Source organism: Cohnella cellulosilytica (genome assembly GCF_042431195.1).
Taxonomy (GTDB): domain Bacteria; phylum Bacillota; class Bacilli; order Paenibacillales; family Paenibacillaceae; genus Cohnella; species Cohnella cellulosilytica.
Genome location: NZ_JBHMDN010000012.1, coordinates 230,119 through 250,867 on the forward strand (window position 1 = coordinate 230,119; position 20,749 = coordinate 250,867).

Here is a 20,749-nt window from a genome sequence, read left to right on the forward strand (position 1 = left end):
GGTTACGTCGAGAGCGGCTTGACGAAGGCTTCGGCCAACGTATCCCCCCGGTCGACGGGGGTCATCAGTTTGCCGTGTCCCCTGCGATCCTCGATTGGCGAGCTTTCCGAGGAGAATTCCGCTACCGCTCCTCCCGCCGTCAAGGCGAGCAGACTGACCGCTTCCTTGACGTGGAACGCGGCGATCAGCTTTGTGCCGTTCGGGCGGACGCGCTTGCCTTCCTTGAACTCGAACGTCTGAATTCCTTTGCCGCCGCGTCCTTGCTGAGGATAATCGAGCAGCAGGGTGCGCTTCGCATAGCCGTAGTCGGACAGGACGAGAACCTCGCCTTCATCCTCCGACACGAGCAGCGCGTCCGAGAGCTGATCTCCCTCTTTAAGCGCAATTCCTCTCACGCCTCCGGCCACCCGGCCCTGAACGCTTACCTCCTCGCTGCCGAACCGGATGCTCATGCCCTGCTCGGTCACTAGCAGCAAATCGTCCGGACGGTCGGAACGCAGCACCTTGACGACCTCGTCTCCGTCCGCAACCTTGCAGGCGGCGATCGCCATGCTTCGCGTCGTGGCGTACTCGATCAGCGGCGTCCGCTTGACCTGCCCCCGTCTCGTCACGAAGACCAGCAGCGGATTCGTCGCGTCGGCCTGCCCGTCCGCGGGCGGAGCCAGCTCCGCGCTCTTGGCGTGTACCACGCCGACGATGCGGTCGTCCTTGGCGAGCGGAAGCACGTTCACGATGGCCGTTCCCGTATCCTTCCACTTAAACTCCGGAATCTGGTGAACCGGCAGCAAATAGTAATACCCTTTCTGCGTGAAGAGCAGCAGCGGGTCCAGCGTGCTGACTCCAAGGCTCCAGCGAATGACGTCGCCTTCCTTCACGCCCGCGCTTCCGAGCTCCCCGCCCGAGCGCGTGAACGACAGCAGGCTCGTTCGCTTGATATACCCTTCCCGGCTAAGCGTCACCAGCACGTCCTCCGCCTGAACCATAACTTCCAAATTCACCTTGATCTCTTCCACTTCGTCCTGAATGACGGAGCGGCGATCGATGCCGTATTTGCCGCGGATCTCCGTCAGCTCGTCCTTGATGACGTTCAGCAGCTTGCGCGGGCTGTCCAGAATCGCGCGAAACTGGGCAATTTTCTTCAGCGCGTCCGCGTGCTCCTTCTCGAGCTGGGTAATTTCCAGATTCGTCAACCGGTACAGCTGGAGCGTCAAAATGGCGTCCGCCTGGCGTTCGGTGAAGCCGAACTTGGCGACAAGGTTGTTTTGCGCGTCCTGGCGGTTTTTCGAGGCTTTGATCGTCTCGATGATCTGGTCGAGCAGGTTCAGCGCTTTGACGAGCCCTTCGAGCACATGCGCCCGGTCCTCCGCTTTTTCCAGATCGTACTTGGTCCGGTGGGTGACGACTTCCTTCTGGTGCTCGATATAGGCGTCGAGAATTTGCTTGAGGCCAAGCTGGCGCGGCGCCTTGTTGACGATCGCGACCATGTTGAAGTTATATGTCGTCTGCAAGTCGGTTTTCTTCAGCAGATACGCCAGAATCCCTTCCGCGTCGACGTCCTTCTTCAGCTCCACGACGATGCGCAGGCCGTTGCGGCCGCTCTCGTCCCGCACTTCCGCGATGCCCTCGACCTTCTTCTCCATTCGGAGATTGTCGATGGCGTTCACGAGCTTGGACTTGACGATCTGATACGGAATTTCCGTAATGACGATCTGCTGCTTGCCGCCTCTCATATCTTCGATCGCCGTTTTGGAGCGGATATGGATTTTGCCCTTGCCTGTCTCATAGGCTTCGCGGATGCCGGCCGCGCCCATAATGATGCCGCCGGTCGGAAAATCGGGCCCTTTAACGATGTCCATCAGCTCTTGCACGGTCATTTCGGGCTTGTTCATGACAGCGACGCAAGCGTCGATAATTTCGCGCAGGTTGTGCGTCGGAATTTCGGTAGCGAATCCGGACGATATGCCGGATACTCCGTTTACGAGCAGATTCGGATACCGCGAAGGCAGAACGACGGGCTCCTTGGCCGTATTGTCGAAGTTGTCCTTGAACAGCACCGTTCTCTTCTCGATATCCCGCAGCAGCTCCATCGAGATGGGCGACAGCCGCGCCTCCGTATAACGCATCGCCGCCGGAGGATCGTCGTCCATCGAACCCCAGTTGCCATGCCCGTCCACGAGCATATGCGCCATTTTCCACGGCTGGGCCATTCGCACCATGCCTTCGTAGATCGACGCGTCGCCGTGCGGGTGGTAATTGCCCATCACGTCGCCGACCGTCTTGGCCGATTTCCGGTACGGCTTGTCCGGCGTATTGCCCGACTCGTACATCGCGTACAAAATCCGGCGCTGCACCGGCTTAAGGCCGTCGCGCACGTCCGGGATGGCGCGGTCCTGGATAATATATTTGGAATAGCGTCCGAAGCGGTCTCCTACGACCTCCTCCAGAAACGCCGGCAAAAAATTTTCAAGTAGGCTCACTGCCACTGCCTCCTAGTTTTGGGCACATGTACCGGGATAGCGGTCTGCCAGACCGTTGTTTTCGACGCTGTCCCGATTGTGTGCGATTTTTAACGGTCCCGTGGGCCGTTATTCCGGCGATTCGCCGATGTTCGGCCCGTTAACGGTCCGAGGGACCGTTATTCCGGCGATTCGCCGACATTCGGCCCGTTAACGGTCCCGTGGGCCGTTATTCCGATGATTCGCCGATGTTCGGCCCGTTAACGGTCTCGCGGGCCGTTATTCCGGCGATTCGCCGATGTTCGGCCCGTTAACGGTCCGAGGGACCGTTATTCCGGCGGTTCCGCCGATGTTCGGCCCGTTAACGGTCCCGCGGACCGTTATTCCGGCGATCCGCCGATGTTCGGCCCGTTAACGGTCTGGCGGACCGTTAACGCTTCGTTCACCCGCGTCTTACTCCTCGTACTCGGTAAAATCCACGTTCTCGATAATCCAGCGCTTGCGGGGATCGACCTTGTCGCCCATCAGCGTCGACACGCGGCGCTCGGCCTTGGCGGCGTCTTCGATCTGCACCTGCAGGAACGTGCGCGTCTCGTAGTTCATCGTCGTCTCCCACAGCTGGTCGGGATTCATCTCGCCGAGACCTTTGTAGCGCTGCAGCTCGGCGCCCTTGCCCAGCTCCTTCGTATACAGGTTCAGCTGCTCGTCCGTCCAGGCGTAGCGAACGGTCTCCAGCTTGCCCGATTTTCTCGTGATCTTGTAGAGCGGCGGCTGGGCGATGAACACTTTGCCCGCGTCGATGAGCGGCTTCATGTAGCGGTAGAAAAACGTCAGCAGCAGCACCTGGATGTGCGCGCCGTCCGTATCCGCGTCGGTCATGATGATGATCTTGGAGTAATTGCACTCCTCGACGTCGAATTCCGAGCCGATGCCCGCGCCGATGGCCGAGATAATCGCCTTGTACTCGTCGTTCTTCAGAATATCGACCAGCTTGGATTTCTCCGGGTTCATCGGCTTGCCCTTCAGCGGCAGGATCGCCTGGTACTTCGAATCCCGACCTTGCTTGGCCGAGCCGCCGGCGGAATCGCCTTCCACGATGAACAGCTCGTTGCGGGAGCTGTCCTTGGATTGCGCCGGGGACAGCTTGCCGCCGAGGCTCGCGCTCTCGCTGCGCTTCTTGCCGCTGCGAATTTCCTCGCGGGCTTTGCGCGCCGCTTCCCGGGCTCTGGAAGCCTGGATCGACTTGCGGATCAGCAGTTGGCCGACCTGCGGGTTCTCCTCCAGAAATACGGTCATCTTGTCCGTCACGACGGCGTCGACCGCGCTCCGCGCGGAAGCGCTCCCGAGCTGGTCCTTCGTCTGGCCGACGAACTCGACTTCGGACATTTTAATATTAATGACGGCCATCATGCCTTCGCGCAGATCGTTGCCCTCGAGATTTTTTTCCTTCTCCTTAAGCTGCCCCGTCTTGCGCGCATATTCGTTCATCACCCGCGTATACGCGGTCTTGAAACCCGTCTCGTGCGTTCCGCCGCCCCGCGTCGGGATGGCGTTGACGAACGAAGCGATCGTCTCGGTATAGCCGTCGTTATATTGAAGCGCGATCTCGACTTCGATGTCGTCCTTCTCCGCGGAGAAATGGATGACGTCGTGCAGCACCGATTTCTCCTCGTTCAGGAATTGCACGAACTGCCGCGCGCCGCCTTCATAGTGGAAGGAATCCGTCTTGCCGCTGCGCTCGTCCTTGATGTTGACCCGCAGCCCGGAGTTGAGGAACGCGATTTCCTGCAGCCGCTCCGACAAGGTGTCGTAGTTCATGCTGACGTTGCCGTGGAACACTTTGCGGTCGGGCTTAAACGTCACCTTCGTGCCGCTGCGGTTTGTATTCCCGAGCACTTCCAGTCCCGTGACGGGCTCTCCGACGCGCTCGACGCCCTTGTCGTCGATCCACGTCTCGAATCTCATTTTATGTATTTTGCCGTCGCGGTAAATCTCGACTTCCAGCCACTCGGACAGAGCGTTCGTTACCGAAGCGCCGACGCCGTGCAGTCCGCCGGACTTCTTGTAGCCTCCTCCGCCGAATTTGCCGCCCGCGTGCAGAATCGTATAGACGACCTGAGGCGTCGGGATACCGCTCTTGTGCATGCCCGTCGGAATGCCCCGGCCGTTGTCGACGACCGTAATGGAATTGTCCGCATGGACGGTAATGTCGATGCGCGAGCAGAACTTGGCCAGATGCTCGTCCACGGCGTTGTCGACGATTTCCCATAATAAATGATGCAAACCGGACGTCGTGGTGCTGCCGATGTACATCCCCGGCCGTTTGCGCACGGCGGTTAACCCTTCCAATATTTGAATATCATCCGCGCTGTATTCGCTTCCCGCCGTTGCGGCGGATCCGGCGAAAAGATCGATTTGTTCGGTCACGAACGGACCTCCTTGCCTAATCTCTTGCGTCTATCCTCATAAACGCGCTTCGTTTATTCTAATTCAAAAGCGAAATGTTGTCCAAAGTTTCCGTGAACGAGGCCATTGAAGCCTTTAACTCAAAATATCCTGCTTCGTAAAAACGGCGAAAGAAACGATCACCGCCGCCAGTCCCCAGATCGCCAGTACGGCCAGCGAAAACCCGAGCGACATGCCTTCGATCGGAGGCGGCGTTCCCCGCAAATAAGCGGACAGCTCCAGGTTGACGTTAAACAAATATTTGGCGGACTTCCAGGAGGAAGCCATATTGGCCAGGATCGTCCCGGAAATAATTGTCGCCATCATCGTCACGAAGCTGGCCGCCGTACTGCGCACGAGCACGGACACCATCAGCGCGATAACGGCCACCACCATCGCGGAAAACCAGATCAGCCCCGCTTGCATGAGCAGGTACACGCCCTGCGTGACAGCATGGACGTTCGTGGTATCGACCTCCGCGCCCGCGATCCGAAAGCCGACGAACACCGGTTCTCCCCAGCCCCCGTAGCCGAACACCAGGCCGGATATCGCGTAGCAGACCGCCACCGTCGTCACAAGAATAAGAGAGACGTATAAGGTCAGTGTCGCTAATTTTGAAAATAAAATGCGCCATCTTCGCACCGGTCTCGTCAGCAGCATCTTGATCGTCCCCGTCGAACGTTCCGAGGAGACGAGATCCGAGGCGATCGCCAGCACCATAAGCGGAATAAACAGGCTTACCGCGTTATCCATAAACCGGCGGGTGAACGTGACCGCGTTCGGCGACTCCGGATTGATGTCGTGATCGAGATAATATTGCAATTGCTGGACAAGCGCTCTGCGCCACTGCTTCCATTCCTCCGGAATCCGGTCGCTGCTCAGCGCGTTCGTATTGTCGGTAATCCGGCTCTGCAGCTCGGCCCGCCAATCGGTCCGGAATTTGTCGGCGCTGTTCTGCGCGACCTTCATCTGGGCGTAGACGAACACGGGGATCAGAATGAGCAGAATGAGCACGACGACCGCGAACCGCTTTTTCTTCCACACCTTTAACGTCTCGTTCTGAACAAGCGCCAGCAGATTAGCCAATTTTCTCGCCCTCCGTCAGCTTCAGGAATAACTCCTCCAAGGAGGGAGCGACGCGCTGCACGGCGACGATGCCGATGTCGGCCGCGACCAGCCGGTTCACCCAGCCGGCGATGCGGCTTTCGTCCACGACCGTCACGATCGGCTTGTCCATCGCCGACAGCAGCGCTTCGTCGACGCGATGCTCCCGCTCCGGCACAAGCGCGATATCCGGTTGATCCGCGAACATCCGCCTCGCCTCGTCCGGCCGGTCGACCTGCCACACCGTATACGCGCCCGCCTGCGAGACGAGCTCCTCCACCTCGCCGACGGCAATGACCTCGCCATGGGCGATAATCGCCACGCGGTCGCACATGAGCTGGATCTCGCTGAGCAGATGGCTGGAGATGAACAGGCTCATGCCGCTCTGCGCCAACATGCGGATAAACTCCCGCAGCTCCTTGATTCCTTTCGGATCGAGACCGTTGGTCGGCTCGTCCAGGATGAGCAGCTTCGGCTTGCACAGCAGCGCTTGGGCGATGCCGAGCCGCTGCCTCATGCCGAGCGAATAAGTTTTCACCTTGTCGTGGATACGGTGGTCGAGACCGACGATCTCCACGACCTCGGCGATGCGCGACTCCGGAATTCCCGGCTGCATCCGCGCGAAGTGCGCCAGGTTCTCCCAGCCGGTCATAAACCCGTACATTTCGGGATTTTCCACGATGCAGCCGATGTGCCGGAGCGCCCGGTCCGGGTGCGTGCGGACGTTCTCTCCGCAGATCAGAATGTCCCCCGCCGACGGCTTGATCAGGCCGACGAGCATGCGGATCGTCGTCGTTTTGCCCGAGCCGTTCGGCCCGAGAAACCCGAAAATTTCTCCCGCGTTCACATCGAACGAGACGCCGTGAATGATCGGCTTGCGCCCGATTCTTTTTTTCAGCCCCCGCACCGACAATACGACCTCTTTTGTCTGTTCTCCCATCGGTTTGTGCCTCCCCTCTTCCGGACCTGGTTATTGAAGCGCGTCGACGATTCTGCCGGCGATTCGTTCGTACCCGAGCGCGTTCGGGTGAAAATGATCCGAGGACAAATAGTCCGTCACTCGAAACTCGAACAGATCGTATGTCGGCACGACCGTCGCGTTGCCGTCCGCCAGCGCCAGCTCATAGGCGTAGCCGTTCCAATCCGCGACCGTCCGGCTTGCGGCCTCCCGCATCTGCGGCACGTCGTAGAAGGCGTTGTACAGCCCGACGTAGACGATGCGGGCGACCGGGTTCACCGCCCTGATCTTGTCGAACACTTCCTTCAGCCGCGGCTTGACGTCCGGAAGCCGCTCCCGCAGCGCTTCCGGCGACAAGTCGCCTCCCTCCGCAAGCGAACCGCCGCCTTGGGCGACCTGGAACAGATCGTTGCCGCCGATCGTCAGCAGCACGATGTCCGCCCGGCCGACCGCGTTCACGAACCCTTTGTCGTCCAGCCGGACGGCCAGCTGATCGGCCCGCATTCCGTTGACGGCCATATTGTTGACCAGATGGACCGGCTTGTCCATTCTCTCGGCCAGCGAAGCGACCGTGCGCGCGACATAACCTTCGCCCGTCGCGTCTCCCGTTCCCTTCGTCAGGGAATCCCCGAGCGCCGCGACATACAGCTCGCTCTTCGCGCTCCAGTCCCCGCCCTCCGCTTTCTCGGGCGCGCTCGCCTCCGGCAGCGCCAGCCCTTCCCGCGGATACCAGCTGTCCTTAAGCGCCCAGCCGAAGCCGGCCAGCATCGCCAGCAGACAGACGAGCGACACGATCCCGAGCGTTCTCCACAGCACGGAAGACGACTTCATTCAATTTCCCCCCGTCGTTCGATACTTTGCTGCCTTTTTCTCCCTATACTTTTCCAAGATAACGGTTCTTGCGGCATTTTTCAAATCCCCGGGACTTCCGGGAACGGCAAAAGCGGCTTGCGGGCGCCGTTGGGCGCCGACAAGCCGCTCTGCGGAAAACGGTCAGGCGGATAAAAAACGATACTGGGCTTCGACCAGATTGCGATAATGGCCGGGGCGCTTCATCAGTTCGTCGTGATTGCCCATCTCCATGATCTCCCCGTGATCGAGCACGACGATGCAGTCGGCATGGCGAATCGTGGAGAGCCGGTGGGCGACGATAAACGAGGTGCGGCCCTGCAGCAGCGTGCCCAGCGCCTCCTGAATGCGCAGCTCCGTCTCCGTGTCGATGCTGGCGGTCGCTTCGTCCAGCACGAGAATGCGCGGATCGGCGAGCAGCGCCCGGGCGAAGCTGAGCAGCTGCCGCTGGCCGACCGAGAGCACGTTGCCGCGCTCCTCGACCTCGGTGTTGTAGCCGCTGGGCAGATCGACGATAAAGTCGTGGGCCCGGACGGCGCGCGCCGCCGCCTCGACCTCTTCGTCCGTCGCGTCGGGACGTCCGTAACGAATATTGTCGCGAATCGTGCCGGAGAAAATAAACGTATCCTGAAGCACGATGCCGATCTGCGAGCGCAGGCTGTCGATCGTCACGTCGCGGACGTCCTGGCCGTCGATCAGCACGCGGCCCTCCACCGTATCGTAGAACCGACAGATCAGGTTGACGATCGTGCTCTTGCCGGAGCCGGTATGGCCGACAAGCGCGACCGACAGGCCCGGCTTCACGTCGAGATTGATGCCTTTCAGCGCCGGACGGTCGTTCTCGTAGCCGAACGTCACGTTTTCAAGCTTGACGCGGCCCTGCAGCTCGGAGATCGCTTTGGCGTCTTCCTTTTCCGGAACGGCCGGCCGTTCGTCCATAAATTCGAAGATGCGCTCGGCCGAGGACATCGAGATCAGCATTTGCGAATACATGTTGCCAAGACGCGTAATCGGCTCCCAGAAGCTGCCGACATAGGTGATGAACGCGAACAGCACGCCGACGGTCATCGCTTCGGATTGAATGAGATACGTCCCGTACAGCAGCAGGATCAGCGTGCCGATCGCGGACGTGATCTCGATCAGCGGACCGAACAGCTGGTTGAGCGCCGACGCCAGGTTCCACGAGCGGATATTGCTCTTGTTCATCCCGTCGAAGTATTCGATGTTTTCCTGCTCCTGCGCGAACGCCTGCGTCACGCGGATGCCTTGAATGCTCTCGTTCAGATGCGCGTTGATGCGCGACTGCTTGATCCGGACGACCTGCCAGGCCATGCGGATTTTTTTGCGCAGCGCCGTCGAGACGAAAAACATAAGCGGCACCGTCACGATGACGGCCAAAGCCAGCTTCGGCTCTATAAACAGCAGAATGATCGTAATGCCGACGAGCTGCACGATGTCGATCGCCGTGTTGACGACCCCGTTCGTGAACATGTCCTGCAAGGAGTTGACGTCGTTCGTCACCCGCACGAGCACGGAGCCCGCCGGGCGCTTGTCGAAGAAGCGGAACGACAGAGATTGAATGTGCTTGAACAAGGCGGCCCGCAGATCGAAAATCACCTTCTGGCCGATCTCGTTCGTCCTTTGAATCGTATATTTCTGGGCCAGCCAGCGCGTGCCGTACAGCACGAGCATGATGGCGGCAATCGTCAGCAGCAGCGACAGGCTGCCTTCGCCTTCCTTCGGGAAGATGGCCCGGTCGATCGCCTGCATCGTCAGGAACGGAATGGCCAGCTTCGAGAGCATGCCGAACACGAGCATGACGAACACGACCCTGCCGACTTCGCCTCTATACGGTTTTACGAACGTGACCAGCCGGGCCATCTGTTTCCAGTTGAACGGCTTTACGATTAATTCGTCGTCCTGGTATACGAATTGGCGGCTCATCCCGACACCTGTCTTTCCGCGTCCGCCGCGTTGTCCAGCTCTTCCGGGCGGTCCGAATATTGAATGCGGTACGTCTCGCGATAAAGCCCGGGCTGGCGCACCAGCTTGTCGTGCGTCCCCCGCTGGATCGTGTGTCCGCGGTCGAGCACGATAATTTCATCCGCGCGGCGCAGGGTCGAAATCCGGTGCGCGATCATAAACACGGTGCGTCCGGCCATCACCTTGCGAATGGCGGTCTGAATCTCGTGCTCCGTCTCCATGTCGAGCGCGCTTGTCGCGTCGTCGAGAATGAGGATTTTCGGCTTGCCCAGCAGCGCGCGCGCGATCGCGATCCGCTGCTTCTGCCCTCCGGACAGGCCCATCCCCCGCTCGCCGACGATAGTGTCGTAGCCCAGCGGAAGCTCGCGGATGAAACCGTCGGCCTGCGCGTAACGCGCCGCTTCCTCGATCTCTTCCATCGACGCGTCCGGACGGCCGTAGCTGATATTTTCCTTGATCGTCGTCGAGAACAGGAACGATTCCTGGAACACGATTCCGATCTGCCGGCGCAGGCTCGCCAGCTCGAGGTGGCGGATGTCGACCCCGTCCAGCGTAATCGCCCCGTCTCCGACGTCGTAAGCTCTAAGCAGCAGTCCGACGGCGGTCGACTTGCCCGCTCCGGTGCCGCCGAGCAAGCCGACGACGGTGCCGGCCGGAGCGTCCAATTGCAGGCCGAGCAGCGCGGAAGGCAGGTCCTCGCGATTCGTGTAGCGGAAGCTGACATCGTCGAAACGCACATGTCCTTGGACCGCCTTGTCGTCAAGCACGAGGCAGTTCTCGCGATTTTTCACTGTGATCGGCTGATAGAGCAGCTCGAGCAGCCGCTCTCCCGACGCCTTGGATTGCGTATAGCCGTTGATCTGAAAGCCGAGCGTCCAGAGCGGGGCGACGACAAAGCCGAGCATCCCCGTCATCGCCACCAGCTCGCCCAGCGTCAACGTTCCGGCGATGACCCGCCAGCCGCTGGCCAGCAGCAGCGTCACGACGCTCAGGTTCGCGATAAATTCCATCATCGGAAAATATTTCGCCCACACGTCCGCCAGAGAAAGGTGGTTATCCCGGTAATCCACGTTTTCTTTCACGAATTTGTCGATTTCGAACGGCTCGCGGGCGAACGATTTGACCGTGCGGACGCCGGTGATGTTCTCTTGCACCCGCACCGTCAGACGGCCCACGGCGGAGCGGATCGCGCGGAATACCGGATGAATCGATTGCTCGAAGCGGATCGCGACGAAGCCGAGCACCGGTATGAAAATCAGAATGAGCAGCGTCAGCGGCCAGTCGATGAAGAACATCATCGTAAAGCCGAACACGAGCAGCAGCGCCGTGTTGAGCAGCTGCGCGAAGCCGAAGCCGATAAACATCCGCACGCCTTCGATATCGGCCGTCAGCCGGGACATCAAATCTCCCGTTCTGGCCGTATCGTAATAGGAGAAAGACAGCTGCTGCAGCTTCTCGTAGCAGGCGTTGCGCAGCCGATAGGCGATCCGGTTGCCGAGCCGCCCGCCGCTGAAACCGTGTACATACTGAAAAGCGGCTTTGACGAAGATCACGCCCACCGCCGTCAGTGTCAAGCCGAGCACGCCATCGTACTTTCCCTTCAGAATCATATCGTCGATGAGCGATTTGAGAAGCAAGGGATAAATCAGTCCCAGGGCGGTCGCGACCGCCAGTCCGGCTATCGATCCCCATAAGAAGCCTTTGTCTTTCCAGTAATAGGATTTTAAAGACCGAAAAATATCCAAAATTGGTCCTCCCCTCGCTGCTTTCTACGGCAGTTTAGCCGAATCCCCTATCCCCGGCAACAACGTTATTCCGTCCTTTTCGCGCTTGCGGCCGAAGCTGCCGACGGTACCGGCGGGTATTCACCGGATATCTTCGATATGGTCTCTTTTCATACCCAATATCCCCTTGTTCAATCGCTTACGTGAGGAAAACGCAGGGAATGGAAGAAAAGGCCCTCTTTCATCTCCGTCAAGATGAAAAAGGACCTTTTAACGGAACTAACGATCAATTTTCCGCCATTGCTCACGCAAATCCATCAAATATCGTTCTTCGCCCGGCTTTCGCAGCGCTTCGCTCATGCTGAGCGCGAAGGCGGCCAATTGCCCGGACCAGGCCAGAGCCGCTTGACGCACCGTCTCTTGCAGCGCCTGCTCCGTCGTCCGCTCCCATTGCTGCCGCAGCCGCTCCAGCGCTTCGTCCACCGCGCCGAGCAGCGCCGTCTCCAGCGTCTGCCGCAGGGCGGCCGCTCCCTCCTGCTCGAAGAAATGCTTCGGCGAGCGGAACGCGCTCCACAGCTGCCTCGCCTCGAAGTTGGGGCCGGCCGCGAACGCGTCCGGAAGCGGCAGCTCCAGAGCCGGCCTTTCCGCCGGCTCCGGCGCAAAGCCTTCGCTCTCCATCTCCGCGAGCCCGGACAGCGCCGCCAGCGCCTTCTCCGCGAGCGCGCCGATCGTTCCCTCCAGCCGCAGCCCCGCCGCTCTCAGCTCCTGCAGCAGATCCTCGCTTAGCGACCGCTTCAAATCTTCGCCGCAAGCCTGCAGCAGCTTTTTCAGATCGCGGCCGTCGTCCTGCAGGATAGACGGATGGAACGCCGATTGGAAATGCTCCTTAAAGCGGAACATCAGCCGCTGGCGCAGATGGTACAGCTGCTCCCCGACTTCCTGGCGCAGCGGCTGCGCCGCGGCGGACGGAACGTCCGCGCCCTCCGTCCGCCATCGCTCCGCCTGTTCGGTCAGCCGCTTCGCCTTCGCCTCGCGCGTGGCGGCGTCGGCATTGGCCGACTGCAGCCAGCTGTCCAGCAGCTTGTCGACGCGTTCGAGCTCCTTGCCCGCCGCGGCCAGCGCGAGCCCGCCCAGCTCCTCCTCGGAGAAGCGGCGGAAGGCCCGCTCGAATTCGGTCAAGCCGGAGGCGTCGAGCGACGCCCGGCTTCCGGTCCGCTTCGCCTGCAAGCCGTTCAGGCTGGATACCGCGAACAGCCGCGGCTTGCGGATGCCATGCTTGAGCAGCTGCGCGCCGACGTGCTCCTTGACCGCCTCCAGCTCGGCTTCGGACGAGGCCAGGTCGGCCGCGTTGATGACGAAAAACATTTTATCGAGCTCGAACACGTCCTTGACGCTGCCGAGCTGATTGAGGAATTCGCGATCCGCTTCCGTGAAAGCGTGGTTGTAATACGTCACGAACAGCACCGCGTCCGCGTTCTTAATATATTGAAAGGCTACGCCGGTATGGCGGGCGTTGATCGAGTCCGCCCCCGGCGTATCGACGAGCACCGCGCCGCTGCGCGTAATCGGCGAATCGACGTACAGGTCGATCTCGGCGACGAAACAGGAAGCCTGCTCGTCGGCCGCGAATCTTCTGTACTCCTCGCCGCCGGCCGTCAGCTTCCGGCCCAGCAGCGGGCCGAATTCTCCCCAGCCTCTGGCCGCCGCCGTCAGGAACGCCAGGTGCGGCCGTCCCCGCGGATGCAGGTCTCCGGCCGCGACCGGGTCTTTCAGCGCCAGCAGCTTGGCGACGTCCTCGCCTGCCGCCTCCAGCTTCTCCTTGGCGATGCCGATCCGCTTCAGCGAGTGCCGGACGTCCTCGGCGAACTCCTCCGGCGTCTTCATCGTTACGAGCGCCGTCCCGTCCGGATGCTCCTCCGTCGGGGCGACAATCCGGTTGATCGTCGCCGTCGTCGGATTCGGCGATACCGGCAGCGCGGGCTTGCCGACGAGCGCGTTGGCGAACGAGGACTTGCCCGCGCTGAACGCGCCGAACAGCGCGATCGTAAAGCTCTTGTCGCGGAAGCGCGCCGCCTTGGCGTATAACCCGTCCGCCACGCTGCGCAGCGCGGATATCGGGGCCAGCAGCGCGGCGGAGCGCTCCAGCATCTCCGCCGCTCCCGCAGGGGCCCCCAGGCGGGCCGGCCGGGAGTCGGAAGCCTCCGACTCCGACTCCCACGCCGACTCCTCGCCGGAGCCGTCGACGGTTCCCGGCGACGCCGTAGCCGGCGCCTCCTCGAGCCATGCGCCGGCCCGGTCGGCCGGGAGCGGCTCCGGAGCGGGCAGCCTCAACTCGTTGCCGCCGCCCGCCTCGGGCAGCAGCGCGAGCAGCTTCCGCTGCTCTTCGCGCTCCTCCCGCTCAAGCGCGGCGATTTCCTCCGCGATTCGGTCCTTGGCCGTCAGCTCGGCCAGCTTGGCGTTCACCGCTCCCGCCTGCTCCTCCAGAGCCGGACGGTCCTTGTCCTGCAGCCCATCGAGCCACTGGAACGCCGCTTTGCGGTACAGCGACTTCAGCTCGGCGCTGATCTCCGCCGAATAATGCAGCGTCGCCTGGCCTTCCGCGCCGGCTCCCGGCTTCACAAGCGCGCGCAGCCACTCCGGCTGCACCGGACGGAAGAGGGCGTCCAGCGCACGCTCCAGCTCCTCGCCCGCGGCAAGTCCGGATAACCCGGCCTCGCCGCGCAGCAGCCCCTTCAGATGGCCCGTAACGTGCGCCGATACTTGACGGTTGAAATCGTCGGTCAGCCTGCCGAGCCTCGCGCTCCGCTCCGCCTCGGTTTTCGCCGCTCCGGCCAGCCAGCCCGCCTTAAAGCCGGGCTGCATCGCCGCCAGCACCGCCTGCGCTTTCTCGCGCGTCTCGGCGGGCGTCAGATTGGCGTTGCCGAGCAGCTTATCCAGCTCGGCGCGCACCCGCTCCTTGCGCCGGTCGCCCGCCGAAAGAAGCTCGGACAGCTCCGTTTCCAGAGCGGAGCGCAGAGCCGCTCTGCGCTCCGGCTCGCCTTCGTCGCCCAACTGCTCCTGAAGCCGCTGCCGGCGCTCCCGATTGCGCTGATGCAGCGTCTCGCGATACTGCTCTGCCAAATACACGGCCGACCGCGCGACGCTGCGCGTAATGAGCTCGTCGGCCAACGGCTGGAGCTCCTCGATGAGCTCCAGCAGCTGCTTCCACTGCGACAGCGGATGGTCCGGCTCGCGCAGCGACAGGAACAAGGTGCCTGCGGGCGCGATATCCCAGTTGGCCAGCGCTTCGGCCAGACTGCTCCGGAACTCCGCGAACGCAAGCTGTTCCTCTCTATGCTTGTCGATCTGGTTCACGATCAAATACGTCGGTTTTCCCCAACGAGCCAGACTGCGCAGAAAGCGGAAGTTCACCTCGGACTGCACATGGTTGTAATCGGTCACGAAAAACACGACGTCCGCCATATGAAGCGCCGATTCGGTCGCCGCGCGATGCGCCCCGTCCGTCGAATCGACGCCCGGCGTATCCAAGATCGCCATCCGGTCGCCCAGCAGCGGAATCGGGTAGGATACGCGAATCGAGCTGACGCCTTCCCCATCCACCGCGTAGTCGTGAAGCCGCTCGACCGGAATCGTGCGCGCGGGATGCGCACGGCCTTCGGAATCGCGGAATTCCGTTTCGGCGAACGGTTCGCCGTTGACGACCGACACGACGTTGGCGCTCGTCGGGATCGGCGACGCCGGAAGCAGCGTCGCCCCGCACAGCGTATTGACCAGCGTCGACTTCCCGGCGGAGAAATGGCCGCAGAAGGCGACGGTCAGCCGCCCGTTCTCCAGCTTGCCGGCAAGCTCCTCCAGCTTGGCCGCCTGCACGTCGTCGCCGTTCCCGGCCGTCCTCGCGGACATCTGCCGCAGCGCCTCTCCAAAGCGGATAAGTTCGGATGATAAAAGCACGCCGGTTGACGGCGCGCCGAGATCGATAGAATTCACTTTGCTACGCTCCTCTTCTTCAAGGAGGCTTTCATTCGAAGCTTGCCTTCCTTGCAATGTTCCAGTACCGGACAGATGTCGCATTTCGGATTTTGCGCCTTGCAGTGGTAGCGTCCGAAAAAAATCAGCCGATGATGCGTAATCGTCCATTCGTCCCTCGGCACCTTGCGCATCAGCTTCTTCTCGACCTCCAGCACCGAGTCGTCCGGCTTGGCGACGCCCAGCCGCTTCGACACGCGTTCCACGTGGGTATCCACTGCGATGGCCGGCACGTCGAAGGCGTTGGACATGACGACGTTGGCCGTCTTCCGACCGACGCCCGGCAGCGCGGTCAATTCCTCGTACGTGCGGGGCACCTCTCCGCCGTGCAGGTCGATAACCATTCGGCACAGCTTCTGAATATTGGCCGCCTTGTTGCGGAACAGACCGATTCTGCGAATGTCGTTCTCCAGTTCCTCCAATGGCACATTCAAGTAGTCCTGCGGAGAGCGGTATTTCTCGAACAGCGTCGCCGTCACCTTGTTGACGGTCTCGTCCGTGCACTGCGCCGACAGCAGCACCGCGATCGTCAGCTCGAACGGATTGCGATGATTCAGCTCGCACCGCGCGTCGGGAAACATCTCCGCTATCGTATTCAACACTTGCCTTAACGTTGCGGCGTTCATAAGCGCTCCTCTTTTTCGGAAAGTCTCTAACTTATTAGTCTACCGGAAGTTCGCTTCTGCGGCAATATGCGGCACAGCAAATCAGGCCAACCGGATTCGCTCCGATTGGCCTGACGGCTGAGTGCAATCTTATTTGGCGATTTCCACGACTTTGCCGCGGACGATAAAAAGGGTTAGCGCGTCGCCGTTTTTCATCTCGGACAGCAGAATCGTTTTGGTGCCTTGGTGAACGTACACTTGAGGATGCAAATCGTACGTATTGTTCTCGTTCAACGACGTTCTCGCAACGAACAGCGTGGAAGAGTTGTGATTCAGGTACTTCTTGCTGATTCCTTGAACGATCTCGATAACGGGCCGGTCACTCTCGTCTACGCGAACCTCGATGCGGTCGTCGCTCTTGATCGAAGACAGCGAGCCGACAACGGCGTTATTCCGCACGACGCTCGGAGCCGCGGCGAACGATTTCGTAACCGTCGTTCCCGCATTCGTCACCAGCTCCAGCGAGTTGGCCGCCGCGTTGACGGAAGTTACCCGTCCGTACGTCACGGAGTGCACTTTGATCTTGATCGGCGTTCTGCCGTTAAACGTAACGTTAAGCACCTTGGCGCCCGATTGGCTCAGCGCGTTCAGGCTGATCGGATTGTCGTTCTCGTCCACGAGGGACAGCAGCGTCGTATTCAGGCTCCATTCCTCGAATGCGCCGTCCGCCCGTTTGGCGCGAATTCTGTTCAAGGAAAGGTCCGTCTTGTCCAGTTCGAACTGCACCGTCTTCTGCACCTGCACGGCAATAACCGTATCCTGGGTGTTGTAATCCATAAGCGCCGTAACTTTGTCGCCTACGCGAATGTCGAGATAACTCGTCGAGGACGTTCCGTAAATTTCCGCGGAAAAATAGTTCGGATAAGGCAGTACGACCTCGTTCTTGTTATCCAGCTGCAGCTTGAGCGTCTTGGCCGACAAATTGTTCTCGAGCACCGTTCCGGTGTACTGCGACACGACGGAAACGTAAGCCGCGTTCGAGTTGGTATAGCCTACGTTGATCTTTTTGCCTTTGATGATATATTTCGCCGCGTCTTTCTTCGTGAGCACCGTTCCGTTCAGATCGAAGCGGGTCGTCTCGGTCAGAATGAGCGGAACCTTTTTGTTCGCGGAATCCGTCACGATCAGAATGTCGTTCTCCAAGTCGGCGGAGAAGACGATCGCCGCGTTCAGGAAATTGACGGAACGGTTCTTGATTGTGATGATGGAGACTTTGCCGCTCTCGTTAAGCGTCATTGACACCGTGTCGCCTTTGAACAGATCGTCGAGCGTCACATTGGACAGGCCTTCGAGCTTAACGGCGACGTTATCGATCATTTCCTTGACGCCAAGCTCGCTGCCGATGCGGTACTGGATCGTTTTCGTCCCCTTGTCCACCAGGTTTATGACGCCTTCGATCGGAGGCTGAACCTTGTTCGTCACCGTAACGGACGTTACCGAGCCCATTTTCACCTCGTAGGAGACGACGTCGCCCGGGACAAGCTGGTCCAGCGACAGATTCGTGCCGTTATGCTTGACGACCGCGTTCGCATCGATCGGATACGAGTCCGAATTGCCCGCGGCGTCTTTCACCTGCAGCGTCAAGCCGGATACGTCAACCGCTTCGACCGTGCCGGAGCCGGACTTGTTCGTGACAGCCTTGTTCACCGTCAGCGACAGCAGCTTGCTCTCGGTCGCCACGTCCACGCCCAAAGTCACCGGCACGTTAAGCGGCAGATCCGCGATCGTCAGCGATTGTCCGTTAATGTCCTTGATCGTCAACGTTTGCGCGTCGTAAGAGACCGTCTTCGGTTCGCCGTCGATGGTCACGGTCAGTTTATTTTGCGCTTCGGACACGAGCAGCAGCGATCCTTCGATATTTTTCACCTTCGCCGTCTCGCTTGTCTGCTCCACGAATCCAACCGTTCCGTCGGAATTGCCGATAAGAATCACTTCGCTGTACAGCATTAAAGAAGAAATGTCCGTCGTCTGCTCCGCACCGAATCCGTAGACGGAAGCGGTCGGGGACAACGTGTAGCTCTTCACGACGCCGTCGGAATGAAGCACCGTCAGCTTGCTGCCCTCTACGCCGACGAGCGCCCCGGTCACTTGGCCGGCATAGGCGACGTTGATCTGGGACTCCGCGCGGCTGAACAGCGTGGACGCCATCTCGCGGGTTACCGAAGCCGTCGGATCGAACTTGGTCGCCGTTACGCCGTTGACGAGTCCGAGCGCCGTCGCGACGCTGACGTAGCCCTTCAAGCCCGCGTCGATCTGATTGTCGTCGCTAAACGCGGTGGCTTGGCCGCCGGCTTCCTTGGCCGCCTGGTCTTTGCCGATCGCGCGAACAAGCAGCTTGGCCATCCATTCGCGCGTGGCCGGGCTGCTGCCCCACTCCTTGCCCCCGTCTTTTTGGACGAGCGCGATTTCTTCGTCGAGCAGCAAAATATTTTTCTGAACCGCCAGTTTTATGTATGGTTTGTAGTCGTCCTTAATGACCAGATCGCTCGGAAACACGAGGGGCTCGCCGGTTTTCACTTCATTGTCGACGCCCATGAATCTGAGCGCGATGATGACCGCCTCCTGGCGGGTCACTTTGTTGGCGGGGCTGAACATGCCGGCCTGCTTCCCCGTTCCGCCTTTCAGAATGCCCTGCATCGCCAGCTTCGTGATGTGCTTCTCGGCCCACCCCGGTTTGACATCCGAGAAAATAGAGGCCGCGGAAGCGGTCTTGTTCGCGTAAGAGACCCCCGATAACACCAGCGATGCAGCGAGCAAACCGGTAACGCCTTTCGATAATCCCTTCTTCATCGTCAACCTGTCCCCTCTCCCAAAATATGCGCATGCCGGCCCCATATCGGGGCCGGACGGCTTATTGCAAATTCAATTGCATCTTGATTCCGGTCGCGACCGCCTCGGCGACGCGATTTTGCAGCTCTTCGGTCCACAGCTGGGGCTCGTCGATGCTGCTCGACAAATACCCGACCTCCAGCAATATAGCCGGCATCGTCGTCTTCGTCGTCACGGCGAGATTAACGGAATGCTTCTTATACCCGTTGTCCTTCAGCCCCGTCGACGGCGCGAATACGGAATGCATCAGCGCGGCGAACGCCTTGCTGTCTTCGCGGGTATAATAGGTTTCCGTGCCGTTCGTGTTCGGCGACGTGCTGCTGTTGGCGTGCACCGAGACGAAAATGTCCGCTTGAACGGAGTTGGCCAGATTGTATCTGTCCTGCAAGGTCGGATACGAATCGTCCGTGCGCGTCATGATCAGATTGATGCGTTCGTCCCCTTCCAGCAGCGCCTGTATTTTCAGCACGACCGCCAGGTTGAACTCTTTCTCCGTACGCTTCGTAATGCTGATCGCACCGGGATCCGTCCCGCCGTGGCCCGCGTCAAGGACGACGGTGTACAGCGATTTGTCTTGCGGCGGACGCTTGAGCGCGATCGTAAGCGTTCCGGCGCCCGGGTCGTTCAGGAGCTCGTAATCCCAGGCCCGATTCAGGTCGAGCACGAATCTCGGCGCTTTCGTATCCGTTCCGAACATCGAATACCGGATCGAACGCAGCGCCTCGTGCTCCGCGACCGGAATTTGGCCTTCGCTCAGCCGCGAGAAATCCGCCGACGGCACGAACTCGGAAGCGAATTGGCCGTTCGGAACGTCGATCACGATCCGCTTCGGGTTGTCCAGCTTGAAGTCGCGCGGAACGATAAGCCCGTCATACTTCAGCACGACCGCTTCCGACGCGGCATCGTAGTAAATCTCGTTCAGCGTTCCCGTTACCGCGGGAGGAACGGCGGTGTCCGGAGGAGTCCCTCCTCCCGAACCGTCGGAGCCTTCGCCCGGCTCGACGATTCCGATCAAGCCCCCGTCCGAAGGATCGCTTGGCTTGCCGGCGCTGCCGCCCGGCTCCGTCTCCACGGGAGAATACATAAATACCGATTTAATTTGATTATCCCAGAAAACCTGAACGCCAAGAGACTCGCCAAGAAATCTTAAAGGGATAAGAGTAAATTGGGATTGGATGAGCGGCGGCTTCGTCATCTCCATCGGCGTACCGTCCAGGTAAGCCGTAGGCTTGTCCACCGTCATGACGAGCTTCTTCTTGCCGTTGGATACCGTCACCTGTTTCTTGCTGTTGTCGAAGTCCACCTTGTATCCCAAATTCTCGGTCGCGATGCGCACCGGCACCATAACCGTGCTGTTCAGGAGAAACGGCGGAACCTGGGGCTCTAACTCCATGCCGTCCAAAATCAATTTGGGCGTCGGCGTCTCCGCTTTGGCGGCGTGCGCCATACCCGCGCTCAGGACCAGCATGCCGGCGACGACGAACAACAGGGAGAGCCACTTCTTCATGCTTCACCTCGATGTCTGAAGATTTGCGAACGATGCCGAATTATGTAGAAACGCTGCGGCCTGTCCACGAATCATTAGACGTACAAAAACATGAAAAGTTGCGTAACAGAGGAAAAAAAGACCCCTTGCCCCGAAATTTGCCGAATCGGAGGCAAAAGGTCTTTCCGTCGCCCGTTAAGGCGCCCGCATCCGCGTTATTCGGC

At 60.3% G+C, this 20,749-nt stretch carries 11 protein-coding genes; all 11 read right to left on the reverse strand.

Annotated features, from left to right (window positions below; genetic code table 11):
- Positions 1 to 2: 2 nt before the first annotated feature.
- The 11 genes from gyrA to ACFFT4_RS09505 all read right to left on the reverse strand — a co-directional run bounded on the left by gyrA (position 3) and on the right by ACFFT4_RS09505 (position 20,546).
- Positions 3 to 2,477, reverse strand: a complete 2,475-nt coding sequence (gene gyrA / locus ACFFT4_RS09455) for a DNA gyrase subunit A (protein WP_378047055.1) — start codon at positions 2,475 to 2,477, stop codon at positions 3 to 5.
- 432 nt (positions 2,478 to 2,909) lie between these two features.
- The gene (gene parE / locus ACFFT4_RS09460; protein WP_378047057.1) at positions 2,910 to 4,883 is read right to left on the reverse strand and encodes a DNA topoisomerase IV subunit B; all 1,974 of its coding nucleotides are present in this window, start codon (positions 4,881 to 4,883) and stop codon (positions 2,910 to 2,912) included.
- A 114-nt stretch (positions 4,884 to 4,997) separates the two neighbouring features.
- Positions 4,998 to 5,987, reverse strand: a complete 990-nt coding sequence (locus ACFFT4_RS09465; RefSeq protein ID WP_378047059.1) for an ABC transporter permease — start codon at positions 5,985 to 5,987, stop codon at positions 4,998 to 5,000.
- Positions 5,980 to 6,945 carry an ABC transporter ATP-binding protein gene (locus ACFFT4_RS09470; protein WP_378047061.1) on the reverse strand — a complete coding sequence of 322 codons (966 nt, stop codon included), beginning with the start codon at positions 6,943 to 6,945 and terminating at the stop codon, positions 5,980 to 5,982. Before ACFFT4_RS09470 ends, ACFFT4_RS09465 begins: the two co-directional genes overlap by 8 nt.
- A 30-nt stretch (positions 6,946 to 6,975) precedes the next feature.
- A complete protein-coding gene (locus ACFFT4_RS09475) occupies positions 6,976 to 7,794 on the reverse strand; it encodes a GDSL-type esterase/lipase family protein (RefSeq protein WP_378047063.1) in 819 nt (272 codons plus the stop codon).
- A 162-nt stretch (positions 7,795 to 7,956) separates the two neighbouring features.
- The gene (locus ACFFT4_RS09480) at positions 7,957 to 9,756 is read right to left on the reverse strand and encodes an ABC transporter ATP-binding protein (protein ID WP_378047065.1); all 1,800 of its coding nucleotides are present in this window, start codon (positions 9,754 to 9,756) and stop codon (positions 7,957 to 7,959) included.
- Positions 9,753 to 11,540 (reverse strand): ABC transporter ATP-binding protein, encoded by a 1,788-nt coding sequence (locus ACFFT4_RS09485; protein WP_378047066.1) that lies wholly within the window; start codon positions 11,538 to 11,540, stop codon positions 9,753 to 9,755. Before ACFFT4_RS09485 ends, ACFFT4_RS09480 begins: the two co-directional genes overlap by 4 nt.
- A gap of 258 nt (positions 11,541 to 11,798) precedes the next feature.
- Positions 11,799 to 15,506, reverse strand: a complete 3,708-nt coding sequence (locus tag ACFFT4_RS09490) for a dynamin family protein (RefSeq protein ID WP_378047068.1) — start codon at positions 15,504 to 15,506, stop codon at positions 11,799 to 11,801.
- Positions 15,503 to 16,171: an endonuclease III gene (nth, locus tag ACFFT4_RS09495; protein WP_378047070.1), complete on the reverse strand. Its 669-nt coding sequence runs from the start codon at positions 16,169 to 16,171 to the stop codon at positions 15,503 to 15,505. The genes ACFFT4_RS09490 and nth overlap by 4 nt, the downstream gene beginning before the upstream one ends.
- Positions 16,172 to 16,300: 129 nt before the next feature.
- On the reverse strand, positions 16,301 to 19,000 hold the full coding sequence (locus ACFFT4_RS09500; protein ID WP_378047072.1) for an S-layer homology domain-containing protein: 2,700 nt from the start codon (positions 18,998 to 19,000) through the stop codon (positions 16,301 to 16,303).
- 61 nt (positions 19,001 to 19,061) lie between these two features.
- A complete protein-coding gene (locus tag ACFFT4_RS09505) occupies positions 19,062 to 20,546 on the reverse strand; it encodes an N-acetylmuramoyl-L-alanine amidase family protein (protein WP_378047074.1) in 1,485 nt (494 codons plus the stop codon).
- Between the last annotated feature and the right edge of the window lie 203 nt (positions 20,547 to 20,749).

Bases quoted from the DNA above. Each gene is read 5' to 3' on its own strand.
- nth (WP_378047070.1), bottom strand. From the start codon at position 16,171: ATGAACGCCGCAACGTTAAGGCAAGTGTTGAATACGATAGCGGAGATG.
- ACFFT4_RS09470 (WP_378047061.1), bottom strand. From the start codon at position 6,945: ATGGGAGAACAGACAAAAGAGGTCGTATTGTCGGTGCGGGGGCTGAAA.
- ACFFT4_RS09475 (WP_378047063.1), bottom strand. From the start codon at position 7,794: ATGAAGTCGTCTTCCGTGCTGTGGAGAACGCTCGGGATCGTGTCGCTC.
- ACFFT4_RS09480 (WP_378047065.1), bottom strand. From the start codon at position 9,756: ATGAGCCGCCAATTCGTATACCAGGACGACGAATTAATCGTAAAGCCG.
- ACFFT4_RS09500 (WP_378047072.1), bottom strand. From the start codon at position 19,000: ATGAAGAAGGGATTATCGAAAGGCGTTACCGGTTTGCTCGCTGCATCG.
- ACFFT4_RS09505 (WP_378047074.1), bottom strand. From the start codon at position 20,546: ATGAAGAAGTGGCTCTCCCTGTTGTTCGTCGTCGCCGGCATGCTGGTC.